Annotated in this window: 16 protein-coding genes; 9 read left to right on the forward strand and 7 right to left on the reverse strand. The window is 35.0% G+C overall.

Going from position 1 to position 18276, the window contains the following annotated elements:
- Positions 1-17: 17 nt before the first annotated feature.
- The 3 genes from ABEB31_RS08190 to ABEB31_RS08200 form a co-directional block, all read right to left on the reverse strand.
- Positions 18-2291: a cation:proton antiporter gene (locus ABEB31_RS08190; protein ID WP_347050897.1), complete on the reverse strand. Its 2274-nt coding sequence runs from the start codon at positions 2289-2291 to the stop codon at positions 18-20.
- Between the two features lie 112 nt (positions 2292-2403).
- Positions 2404-3123, reverse strand: coding sequence for a LytR/AlgR family response regulator transcription factor (locus ABEB31_RS08195; RefSeq protein ID WP_347050899.1), 720 nt, complete (start codon positions 3121-3123; stop codon positions 2404-2406).
- The gene (locus tag ABEB31_RS08200) at positions 3089-3847 is read right to left on the reverse strand and encodes a sensor histidine kinase (RefSeq protein ID WP_347050901.1); all 759 of its coding nucleotides are present in this window, start codon (positions 3845-3847) and stop codon (positions 3089-3091) included. The genes ABEB31_RS08195 and ABEB31_RS08200 overlap by 35 nt, the downstream gene beginning before the upstream one ends.
- Positions 3848-4053: 206 nt before the next feature.
- On the opposite strand from ABEB31_RS08200, the gene ABEB31_RS08205 reads away from it, so the two are divergent.
- The 4 genes from ABEB31_RS08205 (at position 4054) to rpoN (ending at position 10660) form a co-directional block, all read left to right on the forward strand.
- The gene (locus ABEB31_RS08205; RefSeq protein WP_347050903.1) at positions 4054-6420 is read left to right on the forward strand and encodes an efflux RND transporter permease subunit; all 2367 of its coding nucleotides are present in this window, start codon (positions 4054-4056) and stop codon (positions 6418-6420) included.
- Between the two features lie 98 nt (positions 6421-6518).
- The gene (locus ABEB31_RS08210; protein WP_347050904.1) at positions 6519-7328 is read left to right on the forward strand and encodes a hypothetical protein; all 810 of its coding nucleotides are present in this window, start codon (positions 6519-6521) and stop codon (positions 7326-7328) included.
- A gap of 263 nt (positions 7329-7591) precedes the next feature.
- Positions 7592-9040 (forward strand): asparagine--tRNA ligase, encoded by a 1449-nt coding sequence (gene asnS / locus ABEB31_RS08215; RefSeq protein ID WP_347050905.1) that lies wholly within the window; start codon positions 7592-7594, stop codon positions 9038-9040.
- A gap of 159 nt (positions 9041-9199) precedes the next feature.
- Positions 9200-10660 carry an RNA polymerase factor sigma-54 gene (rpoN, locus tag ABEB31_RS08220; RefSeq protein WP_347050907.1) on the forward strand — a complete coding sequence of 487 codons (1461 nt, stop codon included), beginning with the start codon at positions 9200-9202 and terminating at the stop codon, positions 10658-10660.
- 40 nt (positions 10661-10700) lie between these two features.
- Here the strand turns inward: rpoN and ABEB31_RS08225 are convergent, their stop codons facing one another.
- From ABEB31_RS08225 to ABEB31_RS08240, 4 genes are all read right to left on the reverse strand, one after another.
- The gene (locus ABEB31_RS08225; RefSeq protein WP_347050909.1) at positions 10701-10967 is read right to left on the reverse strand and encodes a PIN domain-containing protein; all 267 of its coding nucleotides are present in this window, start codon (positions 10965-10967) and stop codon (positions 10701-10703) included.
- 148 nt (positions 10968-11115) lie between these two features.
- Positions 11116-11370 (reverse strand): DUF6364 family protein, encoded by a 255-nt coding sequence (locus ABEB31_RS08230; protein WP_347050911.1) that lies wholly within the window; start codon positions 11368-11370, stop codon positions 11116-11118.
- 99 nt (positions 11371-11469) lie between these two features.
- Positions 11470-11889 (reverse strand): hypothetical protein, encoded by a 420-nt coding sequence (locus tag ABEB31_RS08235; protein ID WP_347050913.1) that lies wholly within the window; start codon positions 11887-11889, stop codon positions 11470-11472.
- A gap of 47 nt (positions 11890-11936) precedes the next feature.
- On the reverse strand, positions 11937-12527 hold the full coding sequence (locus ABEB31_RS08240) for a thymidine kinase (protein WP_347050914.1): 591 nt from the start codon (positions 12525-12527) through the stop codon (positions 11937-11939).
- A gap of 235 nt (positions 12528-12762) precedes the next feature.
- Between ABEB31_RS08240 and ABEB31_RS08245 the strand changes: the two genes are divergently transcribed.
- From ABEB31_RS08245 to ABEB31_RS08265, 5 genes are all read left to right on the forward strand, one after another.
- Positions 12763-13818, forward strand: a complete 1056-nt coding sequence (locus tag ABEB31_RS08245) for a hypothetical protein (protein WP_347050916.1) — start codon at positions 12763-12765, stop codon at positions 13816-13818.
- 39 nt (positions 13819-13857) lie between these two features.
- The gene (gene rsmI, locus ABEB31_RS08250) at positions 13858-14577 is read left to right on the forward strand and encodes a 16S rRNA (cytidine(1402)-2'-O)-methyltransferase (RefSeq protein WP_347050918.1); all 720 of its coding nucleotides are present in this window, start codon (positions 13858-13860) and stop codon (positions 14575-14577) included.
- 144 nt (positions 14578-14721) lie between these two features.
- On the forward strand, positions 14722-15066 hold the full coding sequence (locus ABEB31_RS08255; RefSeq protein WP_347050919.1) for a HopJ type III effector protein: 345 nt from the start codon (positions 14722-14724) through the stop codon (positions 15064-15066).
- Between the two features lie 217 nt (positions 15067-15283).
- A complete protein-coding gene (gene recJ / locus ABEB31_RS08260) occupies positions 15284-17002 on the forward strand; it encodes a single-stranded-DNA-specific exonuclease RecJ (protein ID WP_347050921.1) in 1719 nt (572 codons plus the stop codon).
- Positions 16983-18263, forward strand: coding sequence for an MFS transporter (locus ABEB31_RS08265; RefSeq protein WP_347050922.1), 1281 nt, complete (start codon positions 16983-16985; stop codon positions 18261-18263). The genes recJ and ABEB31_RS08265 overlap by 20 nt, the downstream gene beginning before the upstream one ends.
- The last annotated feature ends 13 nt before the right edge of the window (positions 18264-18276 follow it).

Genomic DNA, 18276 nt, shown 5'->3' on the forward strand with positions numbered 1-18276 from the left:
TGATTTCTTTTAAAATTTTATGGTTTCAAAATCAGAACTGATGGCGTATTATTCAGCCAGATGCTTTGAGACTCGATTAGTTTTTTCCAGCTTTCTAAGCTAATGATCATCAAATTTTGTGATTCTAAAAACTCCTTTTTAATCGTTCTGTCATTCATAATCATGATATGATTCGGAGCTATTTGCTCGATCGAACGAATACTTTCCTGAATCTCACGTGTATTCTTTGCTTCTGCTCCCGCATTCAGAACTGTAATCTGAGAACCGTTATTGTTGATTAACTTTTTAGCGTAATCAATTAAGAAAGCATCATCCGGGTCAAAAATCGGCATAAAAACCTGATTGATTTCCTCAAATTCTTTATCAATAAAAATCCCGACCGGCATTTTACTTTTTGCAATAATATGACGCGTTCTCTCGTCGAAAGGAGAATTCTCAAACAATCCTTCTTTTCCGGTAAATTTATCAATCAAACGATCCGGGTTTACGATTCTGGTTGTGAATCCTAAAATTTTTCCAAGAAGCGTTCCGTCAAAAATAGATTGTCCCAAACCAATTAACAGTAAATCGTATTCGCCATGATTTGCCGTATCTACAATATCGGTATCAATATCATTAGTTACTTTAAAGAGGCTCACCATGTTTTGATTCAGTTTTTCAGATTCTTCTATAACCGGCAACAGCATTTTTCTTTCGTGGTCTTTTACATCAAAAGAATGAATTTCTGTACTTAATGATAAATGCATCGCGGTCACAATCGAATTATCAGACTGCTTTTTAACTAAACTATTGGCTATTTTCAACAATTTTTTACCTCTTTCCGGCGTCGCAAAAGACAGCAAAATTTTGAATTTACTTTTATTTCCGATTTCCTGAGGTACAACGCTTGCAATTTTATCTTTAAAAATAAATCCGATAAAGTCTAAAGCCGGCCCCGTCATAAAAGTCGTAATTAACGCCATAATTACCATCATGGTAAAAATTTCTGTGGACAACACGCCCAAATCGTAACCGATATTCAGTACCACCAATTCCATTAAACCGCGTGTATTCATTAAGGCACCAATTGCCAGACTGTCTTTCCAATTCTGACCCACAAATTTGGCGGCCAAAGCACTTCCGAAGAATTTACCAACTACGGCAACCAGGATAATCAAACCGGTAACTTTCCATAATTCAGGATCATTTAATAAGCCTATTTGTGTACGCAAACCTGTAAACACGAAGAACAGTGGTAATAAAACGATGATAGAAACATCTTCTACTTTTTCGATAAAAATATTTCTGAACTTATTATTCTCCGGCATAATAGCTCCGGCAAGGAAAGCACCAAATAATGCATGAATTCCAATTAATTCTGAAGCATAAGAAGAAATTAAAAGTGTAATAAAGAAAATGGCAACAACGGGTTTGTTCAAACTTTCGCGGGTGGCATTTAAATCGCCGACACGTTTCAAAAACGGACGAACAATTTTTAACATAATAATTACATACAAAATCGCAAGGCCAATTACATAAAGTGAGCTGGTAAGAGAACCTGCTTTTACAATTGCAATTACAACTGCCAGAATACACCATGCCGTAATATCATCTGCTGCGGCGCAGGTAATGGCAATAGTTCCCAATTTTGTTTTTTGAAGACCTCGCTCCTGCACGATTCTGGCCAAAACCGGAAAAGCGGTAATACTCATTGCGATTCCCATAAACAATCCGAAAGAAGAAAAAGCAACTCCGTCGGGAGCAAAAGTTCCGTAAATAAAATAGGCCAGAACCAATCCTAAAGCAAACGGAATTACAATACTTGCGTGACTAATTACGACGGCATCGTGCGCTTTATTTTTCAATACTTTCAAATCTAATTCCATTCCGATTACGAACATGAAAAGAATTAAACCTATCTGACTTAAAAACTGAAGATTTCCTAATGACTCTTTTGGAAATAAAGCTGCTGAAAATTCCGGAAAATACATGCCGACTAAAGAAGGTCCGAGCACAATTCCGGCGATCATTTCTCCAATTACAGACGGCTGTCCTATTTTTCTAAAAAACCATCCAAATAATCGGGCAACTAAAATAATGGTGACAATCTGAGCCAGCAAAATCGCCAGCGGATGCTGTAAATTGTCGATCATGGAATGAAGAAAATCATTCCAGTGGTTACTTTCTGTTTGTTTAACAGCAACATTTCGTCCCACTTCCAGCGACGCACCCTGAGAGATTATCCAATATATTAAAGCGGTAAATCCACCGATTACCGTGATGTAGAATATGGAGTTTTTAAAGTTATTCATAACCCATTTTTTAAAATTATTGGGCAAATATCAGAAGTCGGTTTTACGTGAAAAAGCAATTTTAAAGCTAATTTTCAAAGTATGTAATAAGATGGAAAAACTTTGTAATAACTTATAATTTCACCTTTTTCAAAAAATCAGCACGATAGGTTTCGGTTAGTAAAAGCGTGGTGTTTTTATCGTTTTTCTCTAAATGGTGCAATACAATTTCATTGTGATTGAAAAATTTAATGGCTCTGACAGCCACAATTTCTTTTTTATTGATACGACAAAAATCGGCATCCGGCAATTCCTGTAAAAGGGTATCAAATTTAATGTTTTTTAAATTCAAAAAACTGCCGTCCTGCAGTAAGACTGTTTTGTCACGACTATCGCTAATTGCGGTTTTTATGTAAAGAATCTGACCGAAATACAATAATGTTTTTCCTTTATCTGTATTTAGCTGCATAAATTTTTTGGCAGTTTCCGGTTTATTAAAACGCTCAAATGCTTTGGAAAACGCTTTTTGAAGCCGATCCAGTTTTACCGGTTTTGTAATATAATCGACCGCATCAATGTTAAATGCTTCGGCTGCATACTCTTTGTAAGCCGTACAGAATATGACTAATTTATTTTCCAGCATTGAGGCAAGATGAAGCCCGTCGATTCCTGGCATTTCGATATCTGAAATGAGCAAATCAAATTCAAGTTCCGGAATTTCAGCCAAAAGCTTTTCGGGATTGTTAAACGTCTTCACAATTTCTACTTCATGAATTTGTTCGCAAAGCATTTTAAGATAAGTCAAACCCGGAAGTTCATCATCCAGCAGTAAGCATTTCAGTTTTGTATTCAAGTAAATCAATTTTTAAGTGAGCAATGTAAACGTCGTTTTCTACAAAACGTTCCAGTTTAAAATTATTTTTGTAAATAATTCTAAGTCGATGTTCGAGTGTTGCATGTCCAAAACCGCCCCGTTCTTTTTTAAGTACTTTTTTATCTGATATTTTATTAGAAACCGTCATAAAAAAAGCATTGTCTTTAAATTCAAAAACAACCGAAATAAAAGCATCTGCACTTTGAAGATCCGCATGTTTAAAAGCATTTTCGATTAAATCAATAGAAATCAGAGGAGCTAAAAGAGGCTGCTCGTATAATTTATCTTCTTCGTTAATGTTCTTTTTCACTTTCAACTCAAAAAGCGGACTCACTTTAATTTTATTGATTTCGATTAGATTCAAGGCAAAATCAATTTCTTCTTTGGCGGTAACAAACTTTTTTTTGCTTTCATATAAAATATAATCCAGGACATTCGCGAGTTTATCCAAAGCAAAGTAAGTCTGATAGGCATGAGACTGAATTGAATTTAGAATATTCTTAAACAAATGCGGATTTAATTTAGACTCTAAAGTTTCCAATTGCAGATCGTTAACTTTCAGTTCGAGTGCGTAAAAACTTTGCTCCACATCCTCTTTTGCTTTTTTGGCTTTCATTAACTGAAAAAACATCAGACCAATAAGCACAATCAGCAACAGAATTATGGCTAAGAAAATAAATGTTATAGAATTGCTTTCCTTCATGATTTCTATTTAGTTATATGTGCATTTGTCTCATTGCGGCAAATCAGGTACAAATATGAGAAAAGCTATTGATTAATCTGTAAAAACACGAAAATTATCGAAAAGAATCAGGTTTCACATTTGTGTTAACATTAAGTAAAATACAAACCTTTGTATAAGATTTCGAGCGCTTTTCACTACATTTGCAACCATTTTTTAAAGATTTTATGAAAAACGCAATTCAAGTTGGATTCTGGGAAAAACTGGCCCGAATCATACTGAAAAACAGAATAATAATTCTGGTTATACTTTCTGCTTTGACCATTTTCCTTGGTTATCAGTGGAAAAACCTTTCAATGACGTATACCGAAGCAAACCTGCTTCCAAAAGATCATGCTGCAAACAAAGATTATCAGAAATTCTTAGATAAGTTTGGCGAAGAAGGAAACCTTGTGGTTATTGGTTTTAAAGATCCAAAATTCTTTACTCCAAAAAATTATGCCGCATGGAACGAGTTGATGACAGGTTTAAAAAAATCAAAGGAAGTTGATCTGGTTGTTTCTTTAAATGATTTAAAAAAACTGGAAAAAGATACAGTTAACGAAAAATTTGTTCTTTCACCCTTTATCGATCAAAAGAAAACACTTGATCCGGCTTACTTAAAAAAGGTGCAATTCGATTTATTCCACAATCTTCCTTTTTACGAAGGATTATTATTCAATAAGGAAAGCGGGAGCGTGCGTTCTGCGATTTACATGAACAAGGCTTTAGTAAATACGGCACAGAGAAAGACTTTTATACTGGAGAATTTAGTTCCGAAAATTGATAAGTTTGAAAAAACTACTGGTATTGACCTAAAAGTTTCCGGAATGCCTTACATCAGAACGATTAATGCAAACGACATGAAAGGCGAAATCGGTCTTTTTATCGGCGCGGCTTTGTTTACTGTTTCCTTAATTTTCTTTTTCTTTTTCCGTTCGTTCAGAGCCACTTTTATTTCGATTTGTATTTTAATTGTCGGCGTAATCTGGTCATTTGGAACGCTTGGATTATTTGGTTATAAAATCACGATTTTGACGGCTATTATTCCGCCGCTGATTATCGTAATCGGAATTACAAACTGTATTTTTCTGATTAATAAATACCAGCAGGAAATCAAATTGCATAACAATCAGGCAAAAGCTTTGCAACGTATTATTTCAAAAATTGGGGTTTCAACCTTAATGACCAATCTGACAACAGCAATTGGTTTTGCAACGTTTATGATAACCGGAAATGATTTGCTTTTTGAGTTCGGTCTGGTAACTTCCATCAACGTGATTTCTGTTTACTTACTGACACTTTTTATTGTGCCGATTATTTACAGTTTTCTGCCTTTGCCGAAAGAAAAACATCTGTATCACCTCACCAAAACCTATATTTCAACTTTACTGAATGTGGTTGAAAATTTGGTTAAAACGAAAAGAAAATACGTTTACATTATTTACGGATTGCTTTTGGTCTTTAGTATAATTGGAGTTTCTCAAATGAAAGTTTCGGGAAGTCTCATTGGAGAAATGCCAAAAAGTGCTTCTTTCTTTAAAGATATTTTATTTTACGAAAAGGAGTTTAACGGAGTTATGCCGTTGGAAATCATGATTAACACCAAAAAGAAAAAAGGTGTTATGAAAGCTTCTACCATTCGTAAAATGGACGAACTGCAAAATACAATTTCTGAAATTCCGGAACTGGCAAAACCAGTTTCTATCGTCAATCTGGTTAAATATTCTAAACAGGCTTTCTACAACGGAAATCCGGAATACTACCAATTACCGACTTCGCAGGAGCAGACTTTTATTTTAAGTTACGCGAAAAATGCGACTAAAAACAGCAAGGAAAATTTAATGAAAGCGTATGTAGATTCGACTGGACAATATGCCAGAATTACCACTTTCATGAAAGATATCGGAACAGATGAAATGGCGAAAGTCGAGAAAAAACTGCACAATAAAATTGATGAAATTTTCCCAAAAGACCGTTTTGAAGTTACCGTTACCGGAAAAGCACTGGTGTTCCAGAAAGGAACATCTTATTTGGTCGATAACCTAATCGAATCGCTGATTTTTGCAATCTTAACCATTGCAGTTCTAATGCTGTATTTATTCCGTTCTTTTAAAATGGTTTTGGCCTCGGTAATTACAAATATTTTACCACTTTGTATTACGTCAGGATTGATGGGCTACTTCGGGATTCCGTTAAAACCATCAACGATATTGGTATTTAGTATTGCGTTCGGAATTTCTGTGGATAATGCAATTCAGTTTATGGCAAAATACCGTCATGACTTTATTCAGAGCGGCGGAAAAGTTAAAAAATCTGTTTTTAGTGCTTTAAGAGAAACAGGAATCAGTACTTTTTACACTTCGGTGGTTTTGATTTTAGGGTTTGCGACATTTACATTGTCAAGCTTTAGCGGAACAATTGCACTAGGCGGATTAATTTCCTGTACTTTGGCGTTTGCAATGTTTGCGAACCTGGTTGTTCTGCCTTCTTTGGTTTTGACTTTTGAAAAGAAGAAAACTAAAAAAGAGGAATTGGAGAATTTGGAGAAGTAATTTTATCTGTAAAGATATTCGCCACGAATTCACGAATTATTGTTTTTATTCGTTAATTCGTGGCTTATTAATTAACACGAATAAAAAGTCAACTAAGTATGAAAAGGATAATCTTGGCAATTCTTATATTGAGTATCAATTTCACATTTTCTCAAAATTATTTTGAGGGCAAAAATTTATACTGCAAATCTCAAAATCCTGAGGCAATGAAAATTTTTAAGGATGGGATTGAAATTCTTTATCTAAATAAATCTTTAAATAAAAAATACCTTAAGATTACGTCAAATATTTTTTTTGATGCATATAAAAAAGATACAACATTTTGTGATGCTTTATTTTTTGCAGGATATACCTTAAGATTATTAGGCGACAAAAATGCACTTGTTTTATATATGGCAGCAGATAGTTCTTATAACAAATCTCTTGAATTTAAAACCAATTTAGCTGCAGAGTGTCTAAAATATGGTAATGAAAAAACGGTGAGAATTGCCAGAAAAAAATATACTGAAATAATTAAATTATTTCCTGAAAATGCTGAAGGATATTACGGATTCGCACTTACATCGCCAATCATTGGCGATTATGAAAAAGGACTGGAAAACATTAATATTGCTATAGAAAAATACAAAGACATAAATCCAAAAGTAAAAGATGATGTATTTTATCTAAAAGGGATTTTACTTTCACTGAATAGTAAACACAATGAAGCATTAGAAAATTTAGAAAAAGTTTATGCGTCTTATAAAAAAGATTTGAATTTTAAGATTTATTACTCTCTTTCACTTTTAAAAGTTTCTGAAGAAAAGAAAGACGAAAAGATGAAAAAAAAAGCATTTAATATTTACCAAAAAATAGAAGAAAAAGATCAAATTCCCAAGGAAATTAAAGATCAATTAATTTTTTCTTGATTGCGGAATCCCGAGTGTGATTTCTCCTTCGTCGAAATGACAAAAAAATAAAAATTACTTCTTTTTAAAACGAGTGCCCTAGCCCCGATCGTCCCGAAGTTTCGGGAGACATCCTTTCTATTTTTTCTTTAAAAATAGAAAGATACAGCGAAGAGCAGGAAACAGCTTCAAAAATTAATTATTATCGTTTATATTTGCAATTCGATATAAAAAATACTGATTCTATTTAATCTAAAATCAGCAATCTAAAATCTAAAATTAAAATGAAACACACAAAGGTTAAAGACTTATTAAACAGTACGACGACGCTACAGGAAGTGAATGCAAAAGGATGGGTGAGAACTTTTAGAAATAATCAGTTCATCGCGCTTAATGACGGTTCTACCATTAATAATATACAATGTGTTGTTGATTTTGAAAATACACCGGAAGAAATTTTAAAAAGAATCACGACTAGTGCTTCAATTTCAGTTATTGGAACTTTGGTAGAAAGTAAAGGTGCGGGACAGAAATATGAAATTCAGGTTTCTAAAATTGAAATTTTAGGAGATTCTGATGCAGAAGCTTATCCAATTCAATTAAGAAACAGACCAAGTTTAGAGTTTTTAAGAGAGAAAGCACATTTACGTGTTCGTACAAACGCTTTTGGTGCGATTATGCGTGTGCGTTCGGTATTGTCATTTGCAGTTCACAAATATTTTCAGGAAAAAGGTTTTGTCTATGTAAACACACCAATTATTACTGGTGCTGATGCTGAAGGTGCTGGAGAAATGTTTCAGGTAACCTCTCTGCCTTTGGATAACTTGCCAAAAAATGAAGAAGGAAACATTGATTTCAAACAAGATTTCTTCGGAAAACATACTAACTTAACGGTTTCGGGACAATTAGAAGGAGAAACTTTTGCAATGGCTTTGGGTCAGATTTATACTTTTGGACCAACGTTTAGAGCAGAAAATTCAAACACTTCTCGTCACCTGGCAGAATTCTGGATGATCGAGCCAGAAGTTGCTTTCAACGATCTTGACGACAACATGGATTTGGCTGAAGATTTTATTCAGTACGTAATTAAATATGCTTTAGACAACTGTAAGGATGACTTGAAATTTTTAGAAGGAAGACTTTTAGAAGAAGAAAAATCTAAACCACAGGCCGAAAGAAGCGAAATGAGTTTGCTGGAAAAATTAAACTTTGTTTTAGAGAACAACTTCAAACGTGTCTCTTATACAGAAGCTATTGATATTTTAAGAGATTCAACTCCAAATAAAAAGAAAAAATTCAGTTACCTAATCAACGAATGGGGAGCAGATTTACAATCTGAACACGAACGTTATTTAGTGGAAAAACACTTTAAATGCCCAGTAATTTTATACGATTACCCAGCAAACATTAAAGCTTTTTACATGCGTTTGAACGACAACACAGAACCTGGAAGAGAAACCGTTCGTGCCATGGATATCCTTTTCCCAGGAATTGGAGAAATTGTTGGTGGTTCTGAGAGAGAAGAACGTTATGATGTTTTGGTTCAGAAAATGGAAGCACTTGGAATTGATAAAGAAGAATTATACTGGTATTTAGACACCAGAAGATTTGGTTCTGCAACACACGCAGGTTTCGGTTTAGGTTTCGAGCGTCTGGTATTGTTTGTTACAGGAATGACAAATATTAGAGACGTAATTCCTTTCCCGAGAACTCCGGGTAGCGCAGAGTTCTAAGAAGTTAGAAAGTTTCAGGTTTCAAGTTTCAGGTTTCAAGTTTCAGGTTATTGGGACTTGAACTAAAAATTATAAAATTTGTTTCAAGTTTCAGTTTTCAGTTTTGCCGTTCAGTTGAGCAACTTGAAACCTGAAACTTGAAACTTTTAACAAAAACAAATGCTCAAGCAATTTTTAAATTTAAAATTATCCCAAAAATTATCTCCACAGCAAATCCAGCTGATGAAGTTAATTCAATTGCCTACGCAAGCTTTTGAACAACGTTTATTAGAAGAAATGAACGAAAATCCGGCGCTTGAAGCCGGAAAAGAAGAAGAATACGAAGCTGATGAATTTGCTAATGAAGACTACGATGATTATGATGATGCAGAATCGGACAGAATCGAAGCAGACGACATTAACATTGACGAATATCTAAGCGACGATGATACTCCGGATTATAAAACTCAGGTTAATAATTATGGAGACGAAGAAGAACGCGAGACACCTTTTGCTGCGCCGATAAGCTTTCATCAGGATTTAATCAATCAGCTGAATACTTTTATACTGAATGATGAAGAGCGAGAAATCGCTGAATTCCTTGTTGGAAGTATTGATGACATGGGTTATATTCGAAGAAGCATTCCGGATATTGTAGACGACATGGCTTTTACTCAGGGAATTTACACTGATGAAGCAATGGTAGAAAAGATGATGACCGTGATCCACGAACTGGAACCTTCGGGAGTTGGTGCGCGCGATTTACAGGAATGCCTACTGCTTCAGTTAAAACATAAAACACCAACAGAATATGTTGATTTAGCAATTGATATTATTGAAAACCAGTTTGATGCTTTTACTAAGAAACATTACGATAAACTGCTTCAAAAATACAGCGTTTCAAACGAACAGCTTAAAAAAGCAATTCACGAAATTGAAAGACTAAATCCAAAACCCGGAGGATCTTTTACAGGAAATAATAAAGTTACAGAAAATGTAGTTCCCGATTTTGCCATCAGGATTGTGGACGGAGAATTAGAACTGACCTTAAACGGAAGAAATGCACCTTCCCTGCACGTTTCTAAAGATTATCAGGAAATGATGCAGACTTATAAGGAATCCCGCGATAAATCGACTGCACAGAAAGATGCAGTGCAGTTTATCAAACAAAAACTGGATTCGGCAAAATGGTTTATCGATGCAATCAGACAACGTCAGGAGACTTTATTTGTAACGATGAATGCGATTATGCACTATCAGGAAGAATATTTCTTAGACGGTGACGAAACCAAACTAAAACCTATGATCTTAAAAGATATTGCGGATATGGTTGGTTTGGACATTTCGACTATTTCACGTGTTGCCAACAGTAAGTATGTTGAAACGCCATACGGAACAAAGCTGATTAAAGAATTCTTCTCTGAAGCGATGAAAAATGATCAGGGAGAAGATGTTTCGACATTAGAAATCAAAAAGATTCTTAAAAATACTATTGAGGAAGAAGATAAAAAGAAACCTTTGCCAGACGATCAATTAGCAGAAATCTTAAAAGAAAAAGGATATCCTATTGCGAGAAGAACTATTGCAAAATACCGCGAGCAATTGGATATTCCGGTTGCAAGAATGAGAAAGAAAATTTAGATTTTTATAAAAACCCGACAAATTTTAGATCTGTCGGGTTTTATTCTTTTATGGTGGCTAAAAATTCTGTAGGGGTTAAAACTGAAATTTCAGAGTTTTTAAAATCTTTTTTATTACGTGTTATAATTACGTCACTCTTATGATGCAAGGCACTAAAATATTCAACAGCATTTTCAAAATCATTAAAATTTGAGATAAGACTTTTATCAATAACAATTTCATCAATATCAGAAACCTCACAAATAAAACGAAATTTCTGAAGCGTTTCTAAAACAATCTTTCTTTTCAACTTCTTTTGAAATAACATACACAGTGTTTACAAAAGACAATGATGACGAAACTAATCTGATTTTTTTATTTTCTGCAAATGAAGCAATAATAGCTATTTCTTTGAAAAAAGGTTCACGCTTACCTATCAAATCAATAAGAACATTTGTACCTAAAAACAATTTCATCTATTTATATTTTTCAGATAAATAATCAAGCCTGTCTTTTTTATAATCAAAATCATTTGCAATTTTTCCTTTCCCTATCGCGAGGCTTTTTACAAAAGAGCTTATTTCTAATTCATTTTTCTGATTAGCTTTTTCTATAATAGTTTTTAGATAATTTTCAATCAAAAGTGATAAACTATGATGATGTTCCGCAGCATAAATCTTCGCTTTTTCAATCACATTTTTATTTAGCTTCAATGTCAATTTTGCATCCATAACTTTTATTTTATACGTGCAAATTTAAAAATTTATCCGTACAAAAAAATAACCCGACAGACTTGAAATCTGTCGGGTTGTTTTTTACAATATTTAAATCTACTTATACTGATCAGGTAATATCTTCACATCAAACAAAAACACTTTTTTCTTATCGCTGTAATGATAAATCAAAGTATAATCATTATCTCTAAAAACCTGAAGTCCAGGGTTTGCTTTAGCCGTACTTAATAGGCTTTTTTTGATTTCCTCCTGAATTACATTGATCTCAGCAGTTTCTTTTATTACATTTAATAATGTCAGATTGTATTGAACCGCTCTTTCTTCCGGCAGATTTACACTATCTAAGCGAATGCCTTCCTGAATATTCAGCGGACAGCTTTTATTGTACTTTTCAACTAATTCGCTCACCTCTGTCTTTACTTCAGTGGCATTTTTAGAAAGGTAAAACTGAAAATAAACAGCCACAGCGACTGCGATTGCAACTATAACCAGTAATAAAATATTCTGTTTTCTCATTTTGTTTTCGATTTCAGTTAATGCTAAAAACTCTCTTTTAAGTTCCGCTACTTTTCCTGATTTTTTTTCATTGCATTAAAATACGCTGCACGGCTAAGCGGCTCATATTCTTCGGTTTCTCCGAGCATCACTAATTTATCACTGGCTGTTTTTCTAAAACTGTAATTGGCCAGATTTCCCGTTCTGGTACAAACGGCGTGAACTTTTGTTACATATTCTGCTGTCGCCATAAGTCCCGGCATTGGCCCAAACGGATTTCCTTTAAAATCCATATCCAGACCAGCCACGATTACACGAATTCCCTGATTGGCCAAATCATTACACACAGTAATAATTTCGTCATCAAAAAATTGTGCTTCGTCAATACCTATCACATCGCAGCCTTGCGCCAGAATCAGAATATTGGCAGCTGCAGGAACCGGTGTTGAGCGAATTTCGTTTGCATCGTGAGACACAACCATTTCATCATGATATCGGGTATCAATAGCAGGTTTAAAAATTTCAACTCGCTGTTTGGCAAACTGGGCGCGTTTAAGTCTGCGGATTAATTCCTCGGTCTTACCCGAAAACATTGATCCACAAATAACTTCAATCCACCCAAATTGTTCTTTGTGATTTACTGTATTTTCGAGAAACATTTTGTATTTTTCTGCCTTTAAAAATGAATAGTTTTTATTACTTTGTACTGGTAATAAACAGATGTAAAAATGTGCTGTTTTACATTTTTTCAAAAGTAGAAAATTTTTATCAAATCGTAGATTTACTACAGCTTATTAACAGAAATAAAAAATTATTCTTTGAATTCCCTTTAGAATAGAGACATTCAGACATTAAATACACTAAAATACCTTATTCACTATAATTTCAACAGTTATGAAAAAAAAATTGGAAGCCGATTTAATCAGCATTGCACATCGAATTTTAAAACTTAAAAATAAATCCGATATCAATCAATTGTACCTTGAAACTCAGAAATTATATGAGAAATTAGCGGTATTGAAATTTGTCGATGAAAATTTCGAGGGTTTAAAACCAACAATCGGGCAAACCGAAATTCATACCGAACTCGAAACTATCTTTGAAAGAGAAGAAGATAAAATTCCGGCATTAATCGAAATCGAAACACCGGCAGCAGAACAAGTAATTGCACTTGAAGAATCTTATGAAACTGAAAGGTCAGAAGAAGAGCTAGCGGAAGTTGTGGAGGCCGCTGAACCAATTTCTGAAATTACGGAGCCGTTTACGGCAGAAATAGAAAATCAGCCTGAAGAAAAAACTGAACCGATCTTAGCCGAAATTATTGAACCTCAGCCCGAAGCAGAAGTTGAAAAGACAGAAGAAAAGAATATAGTTGAAGAACTTTCATTTACAACCGTGAACGACCTGAAACCAATTCCGGACTTTAAACCTGCTTTCGAATTAGAAGCTCCGGAAGTGAAAGAAGAAATTAAAGAAGAAATTAAGGAGGAACCAAAAATCGAATCTCCATCAAAACCAATTATTTCTCTACAGGATATTTTAGGGGTTAATTATGCAGATCCTCAATTTGTTAAAGTAGATAGTTTTGAGGCAATTCCTCCGGTAAAAGCCCCTTCAATCCACGATTTTAAAGAAGAAAAAGAGGAAGATAAAAAGTTGGAAACCGCCATTCTTGAAACTCCGTCAACATCAAAACCTGTGAGTTTAAATGATAAACTGGCAAAAGGTTTTCACATTGATCTGAATGACAGAATCGCATTTACAAAAAATCTTTTCGGAAACAGTACAGAAGATTACAGCCGTGTTTTAAATCAGCTTTTAACTTTTGATTCTTACAGCGAAGCCAAAGAATTTATAGAAAATATGGTAAAACCGGATTACAATAATTGGGAAGGAAAAGACGATTACGCAGAACGTTTTCTTGAAATTATTGAGAAGAAATTCTCATAATCCTTTTCACTATTCTCATTTCACATTTTACAAATAATTATGTCAAAATTATATATCGTTCCAACGCCAATTGGCAATCTTGAAGACATGACTTTTAGAGCCATTCGGATCTTAAAAGAAGTCGATTTGATTTTGGCGGAAGATACCAGAACGAGCGGAAAACTCTTAAAGCATTTTGAAATTGGCACGCACATGCACAGCCATCACATGCACAACGAGCATAAAACGACTGAAAATTTAATCGCGCGTTTAAAAGCTGGTGAAAACATCGCTTTGATCTCGGATGCGGGAACACCGGCGATTTCAGATCCTGGATTTTTATTGACTCGTGCCTGCGTTGAAAATAAAATCGAAGTAGAATGTCTTCCCGGTGCAACCGCTTTTGTTCCTGCTTTGGTAAACAGCGGACTGCCAAATGACCGCTTTATTTTTGAAGGGTTCCTTCCGGAGAAAAAAGGACGTCAGACCCGATTTTTGGCTTTAGCCGAAGAAACCCGAACAATGATTTTATACGTTTCTCCACATAAACTGGTTAAAACTTTAGTGGAGTTTATTCAGTATTTTGGCGAAGACAGACAAGTTTGTGTTTCACGCGAATTATCAAAATTACACGAAGAAAATGTACGCGGAACTGCAAAAGAAGTTTTAGCGCATTTTGAAAAAACAGCTCCAAGAGGCGAAATCGTTGTTGTCGTTGCCGGAAAAACAATAGAAAAAGAAGCTAAGAAAAGTAAGTATTCGAAAGACGAAGAGGAATAAATTATTATTTCAGTTACAGATTAAAAAAAAATGAACCACAAATTTCACAAATTTTCAGAAATTAAATTAGCGGAAATTTGTGAAATTTGCGGTTAGAAAAATCATCGATCATTTTAATCTGTGGCAAAAAAACAAACCCATATTATGAGCATACAAGCCTTTTTAGAAAAATTAAGACAAAACCCAACCGAAAATACTTTTCCGGAAACTATTGCAGTAATAGAAGAAAATTACAATTTTACTCCAACTGCTTTCCAAAACGGAACACAGCATAATGCGGCAGGCGAAAATTCTGGTTCCTGCAAATTGTTTTCTTTTGCAAAATTGCAAAATTTATCAAAAGAAGAAACATTAGCTTGTTTTGGTGCTTTTTATTTTGACGAAGTTTTGAGCGATCCAAACGGAACAAACCATCAAAATATTAGAAATTTCATCAACTTAGGCTGGGACGGAATTCAGTTTGAAGGAGATGCTTTGGAAGCGAAATAATTTTAGATTTTAGAGTGTAGATTTTAGATTTTGAAATTCTACATGTTAAACTCTTCAAACTTGCCGAAGTTAAAAACGAATATTCTACCACAAATTACACAAATTATCGCAAATTGAATTAGTGGAAATTTGTGCATTTGCGGTTCAAAAATAAATATCAGATTAAATATTTTTAGATTCCAACATCTAAAATTTAAATCTACAATCTAAAATTAAAATGCGCTGGACTTTAAAACCAAAGCCTTCCGAAGAAAAAATAAAACATTTGGCACAAGCTTTAAATGTAGAAGATTTTGTAGCCACACTTTTAATTCAGAGGGGAATTGAAACTTATGATCAGGCAAAAAATTTCTTTCGTCCGTCTTTAGACCATCTTCATGATCCATATCTGATGAAGGATATGGACAAAGCTGTGGAAAGAATAGAATTGGCGATTGCAAATGAAGAAAATATCATGGTATTCGGAGATTATGATGTCGACGGAACAACCGCCGTTTCCCTTGTCTCCTCCTACTTAAAATCGCATTATTCCAATATCGCTACTTATATTCCGGACCGTTACGACGAAGGTTACGGAATTTCGTATAAAGGAATTGATTACGCAGACGATAACGGGATTTCATTAATTATTGCTTTAGACTGCGGCATTAAATCGATTGATCACATCGCTTATGCGAAAGCCAAAAACATTGACTTTATTATCTGCGATCACCACCGTCCCGGAGAATTTCTGCCGGATGCGGTTGCTGTTTTAGATCCGAAAAGAGAAGACTGCTCCTATCCTTACGACGAATTATGCGGCTGTGGTGTTGGTTTTAAATTGATCCAGGCTTTGGGCAAAAACAGAAATGAAACAATTGAAGATTTAGTTCCGTATCTGGATTTGGTTGCTACAGCAATCGCTGCCGATATTGTTCCGATCACAGGAGAAAATCGTGTTTTGGCCTATTTCGGATTAAAAGTCATCAACAGCGAACCAAGACCCGGAATTAAAGCCTTAGTACATCAGGTAAAAAAGAAAGTACTTGATATTACCGATGTTGTTTTTATTATTTCGCCGCGAATTAATGCAGCAGGAAGAATCAAACACGGCAATCATGCGGTTGAATTATTAACGGAATTTGATTTCGGACAGGCACAGCAATTTGCGTCAGAAATAGAACTTTACAACGCCGACCGAAAGGATTTAGATAAAAGAATTACCAAGGAAGCGTTTCAGCAGATTTTAGAAAATAATGAACAGGAAAGATTTTCGACTGTTGTTTTTCAGGAAGACTGGCACAAAGGCGTAATCGGAATAGTAGCTTCAAGATTAATAGAAACGTATTATCGTCCGACTTTGGTTTTCACTAAAAGCGGAGATAAATATGCGGCGTCGGCACGATCTGTAAAAGGATTTGATGTTTATAATGCATTGGACGCCTGCGCAGAACATTTAGAACAATTTGGCGGCCATATGTATGCTGCCGGAATGACTTTAAAAGCAGAAAATTACAAACCATTTAAAGAAGCATTTGAAAAATGTGTAGAAAGCACTATTCTGCCCGAAATGCGAACGCCTGAAATAGAAATTGATGCCGAAATTAATTTCTCTGATATCACGCCAAAATTCATCCGGATTTTAAAGCAATTTGAGCCATTTGGCCCACAAAATATGACTCCGGTTTTTATGACCAGAGACGTTACAGATACTGGTTATGGCAAAACTTTGGGCGCAGAAGAAGAACATCTGAGACTTTTTGTAAAGCAATCCCGCAGCACGGAGACAAACGGAATTGCTGCCATAGGTTTTGGTCTCGGAAAAAAATTAGATATTACTAAAAATCAAAATAATTTTCACCTTGCCTATTGCATTGCTGAAAATGAGTGGAACGGAACCGTTTCTACTCAGCTTATGCTAAAAGACATTAGAACCAATGACAGCACAATCCAATAAGCCGGATCCATATCAGGCACTTCGCTACAGAGAATTCAACATATTTTTATTATTGCGTTTTGCAATGGTTTTTGCGTGGTCCATGCAGTTTATTGTTATTGAATGGGAAGTATATAGTCTGACCAAGAATCCGCTTTCTTTGGGAATAATTGGTTTAATGGAAGTTATTCCAGCGGTTTCAATGGCACTTTTTGCGGGACATATTGTCGATCAAAAAGAAAAAAAGGGACTTCTGGTAAAATGTATTTTAGGCTTTTCAGTAATTAGTTTCGGATTATTTTTACTAACCTGGCCCAAAATTGTCGGAGGATTTTCGCCAAATGTAATTCTGTATTCTATTTATGCCCTGGTCTTTTTTGGTGGTTTAGTGCGCGCTTTTCTTGGCCCTACCATCTTCTCGCTTTTATCCTTGATTATACCTAAAAAGGTGTATCCCAATGCGGCAACCTGGAGCAGTTCGGTCTGGCAGATCGGAGCTGTAATGGGCCCAGCAATAGCGGGGTTTTCAATCAACTGGATGGGTGTTCACTGGTCTATGTGTCTTGTATTCGGCTTTTCTATTCTTTCTTTAATTGCTTTATCACAAATCAGCAGCAAACCAATTATAAATCCGAAGATTGGAGAATCGATAAAAGACAGTCTAACCGAAGGGTTAACTTTTGTATTTAACAATAAAATTGTTTTAGGAGCCTTATCGCTGGACATGATTGCCGTACTTTTTGGAGGAGCTGTAGCATTACTACCGGTTTTTGCACAGGATATTTTAAAAGTTGGTTCTGAAGGTTTTGGAATTTTAAGGGCCGCTCCTGCCGTTGGAGCTTTTATAACTATGCTTGTCTCAGCTTACGTGCCTTTATATGAAAATGCAGGAAAAAAACTTTTAGTTGCCATATTTGTGTTTGGATTATCTATTATTTTATTCGGACTTTCAACGTCGTTCTGGCTTTCCGTTTTCGCTTTGTTTTTGAGCGGTCTGGCAGACGGAATTTCTGTTGTAATCCGTCAGACTATTTTACAGCTTAAAACTCCAGATCATATGCGCGGACGCGTTGGTGCGGTCAATTCGATTTTTGTAGGATCTTCTAATGAATTGGGTGCTTTTGAAAGCGGCGCAACTGCTAAATTAATGGGAGCTGTAACGTCTGTGGTTTTTGGCGGAAGTGTGACGCTTTTGACTGTCATCTTCACAGCATTGAAATCGCCAACTTTCAGAAATTTAGATCTAAAAAGAGATATGGATGAACATCAGAAACTAGAATAACTTTTTTGTAGAA

It is taken from the genome of Flavobacterium olei, assembly GCF_039749035.1.
Lineage (GTDB): Bacteria > Bacteroidota > Bacteroidia > Flavobacteriales > Flavobacteriaceae > Flavobacterium > Flavobacterium olei.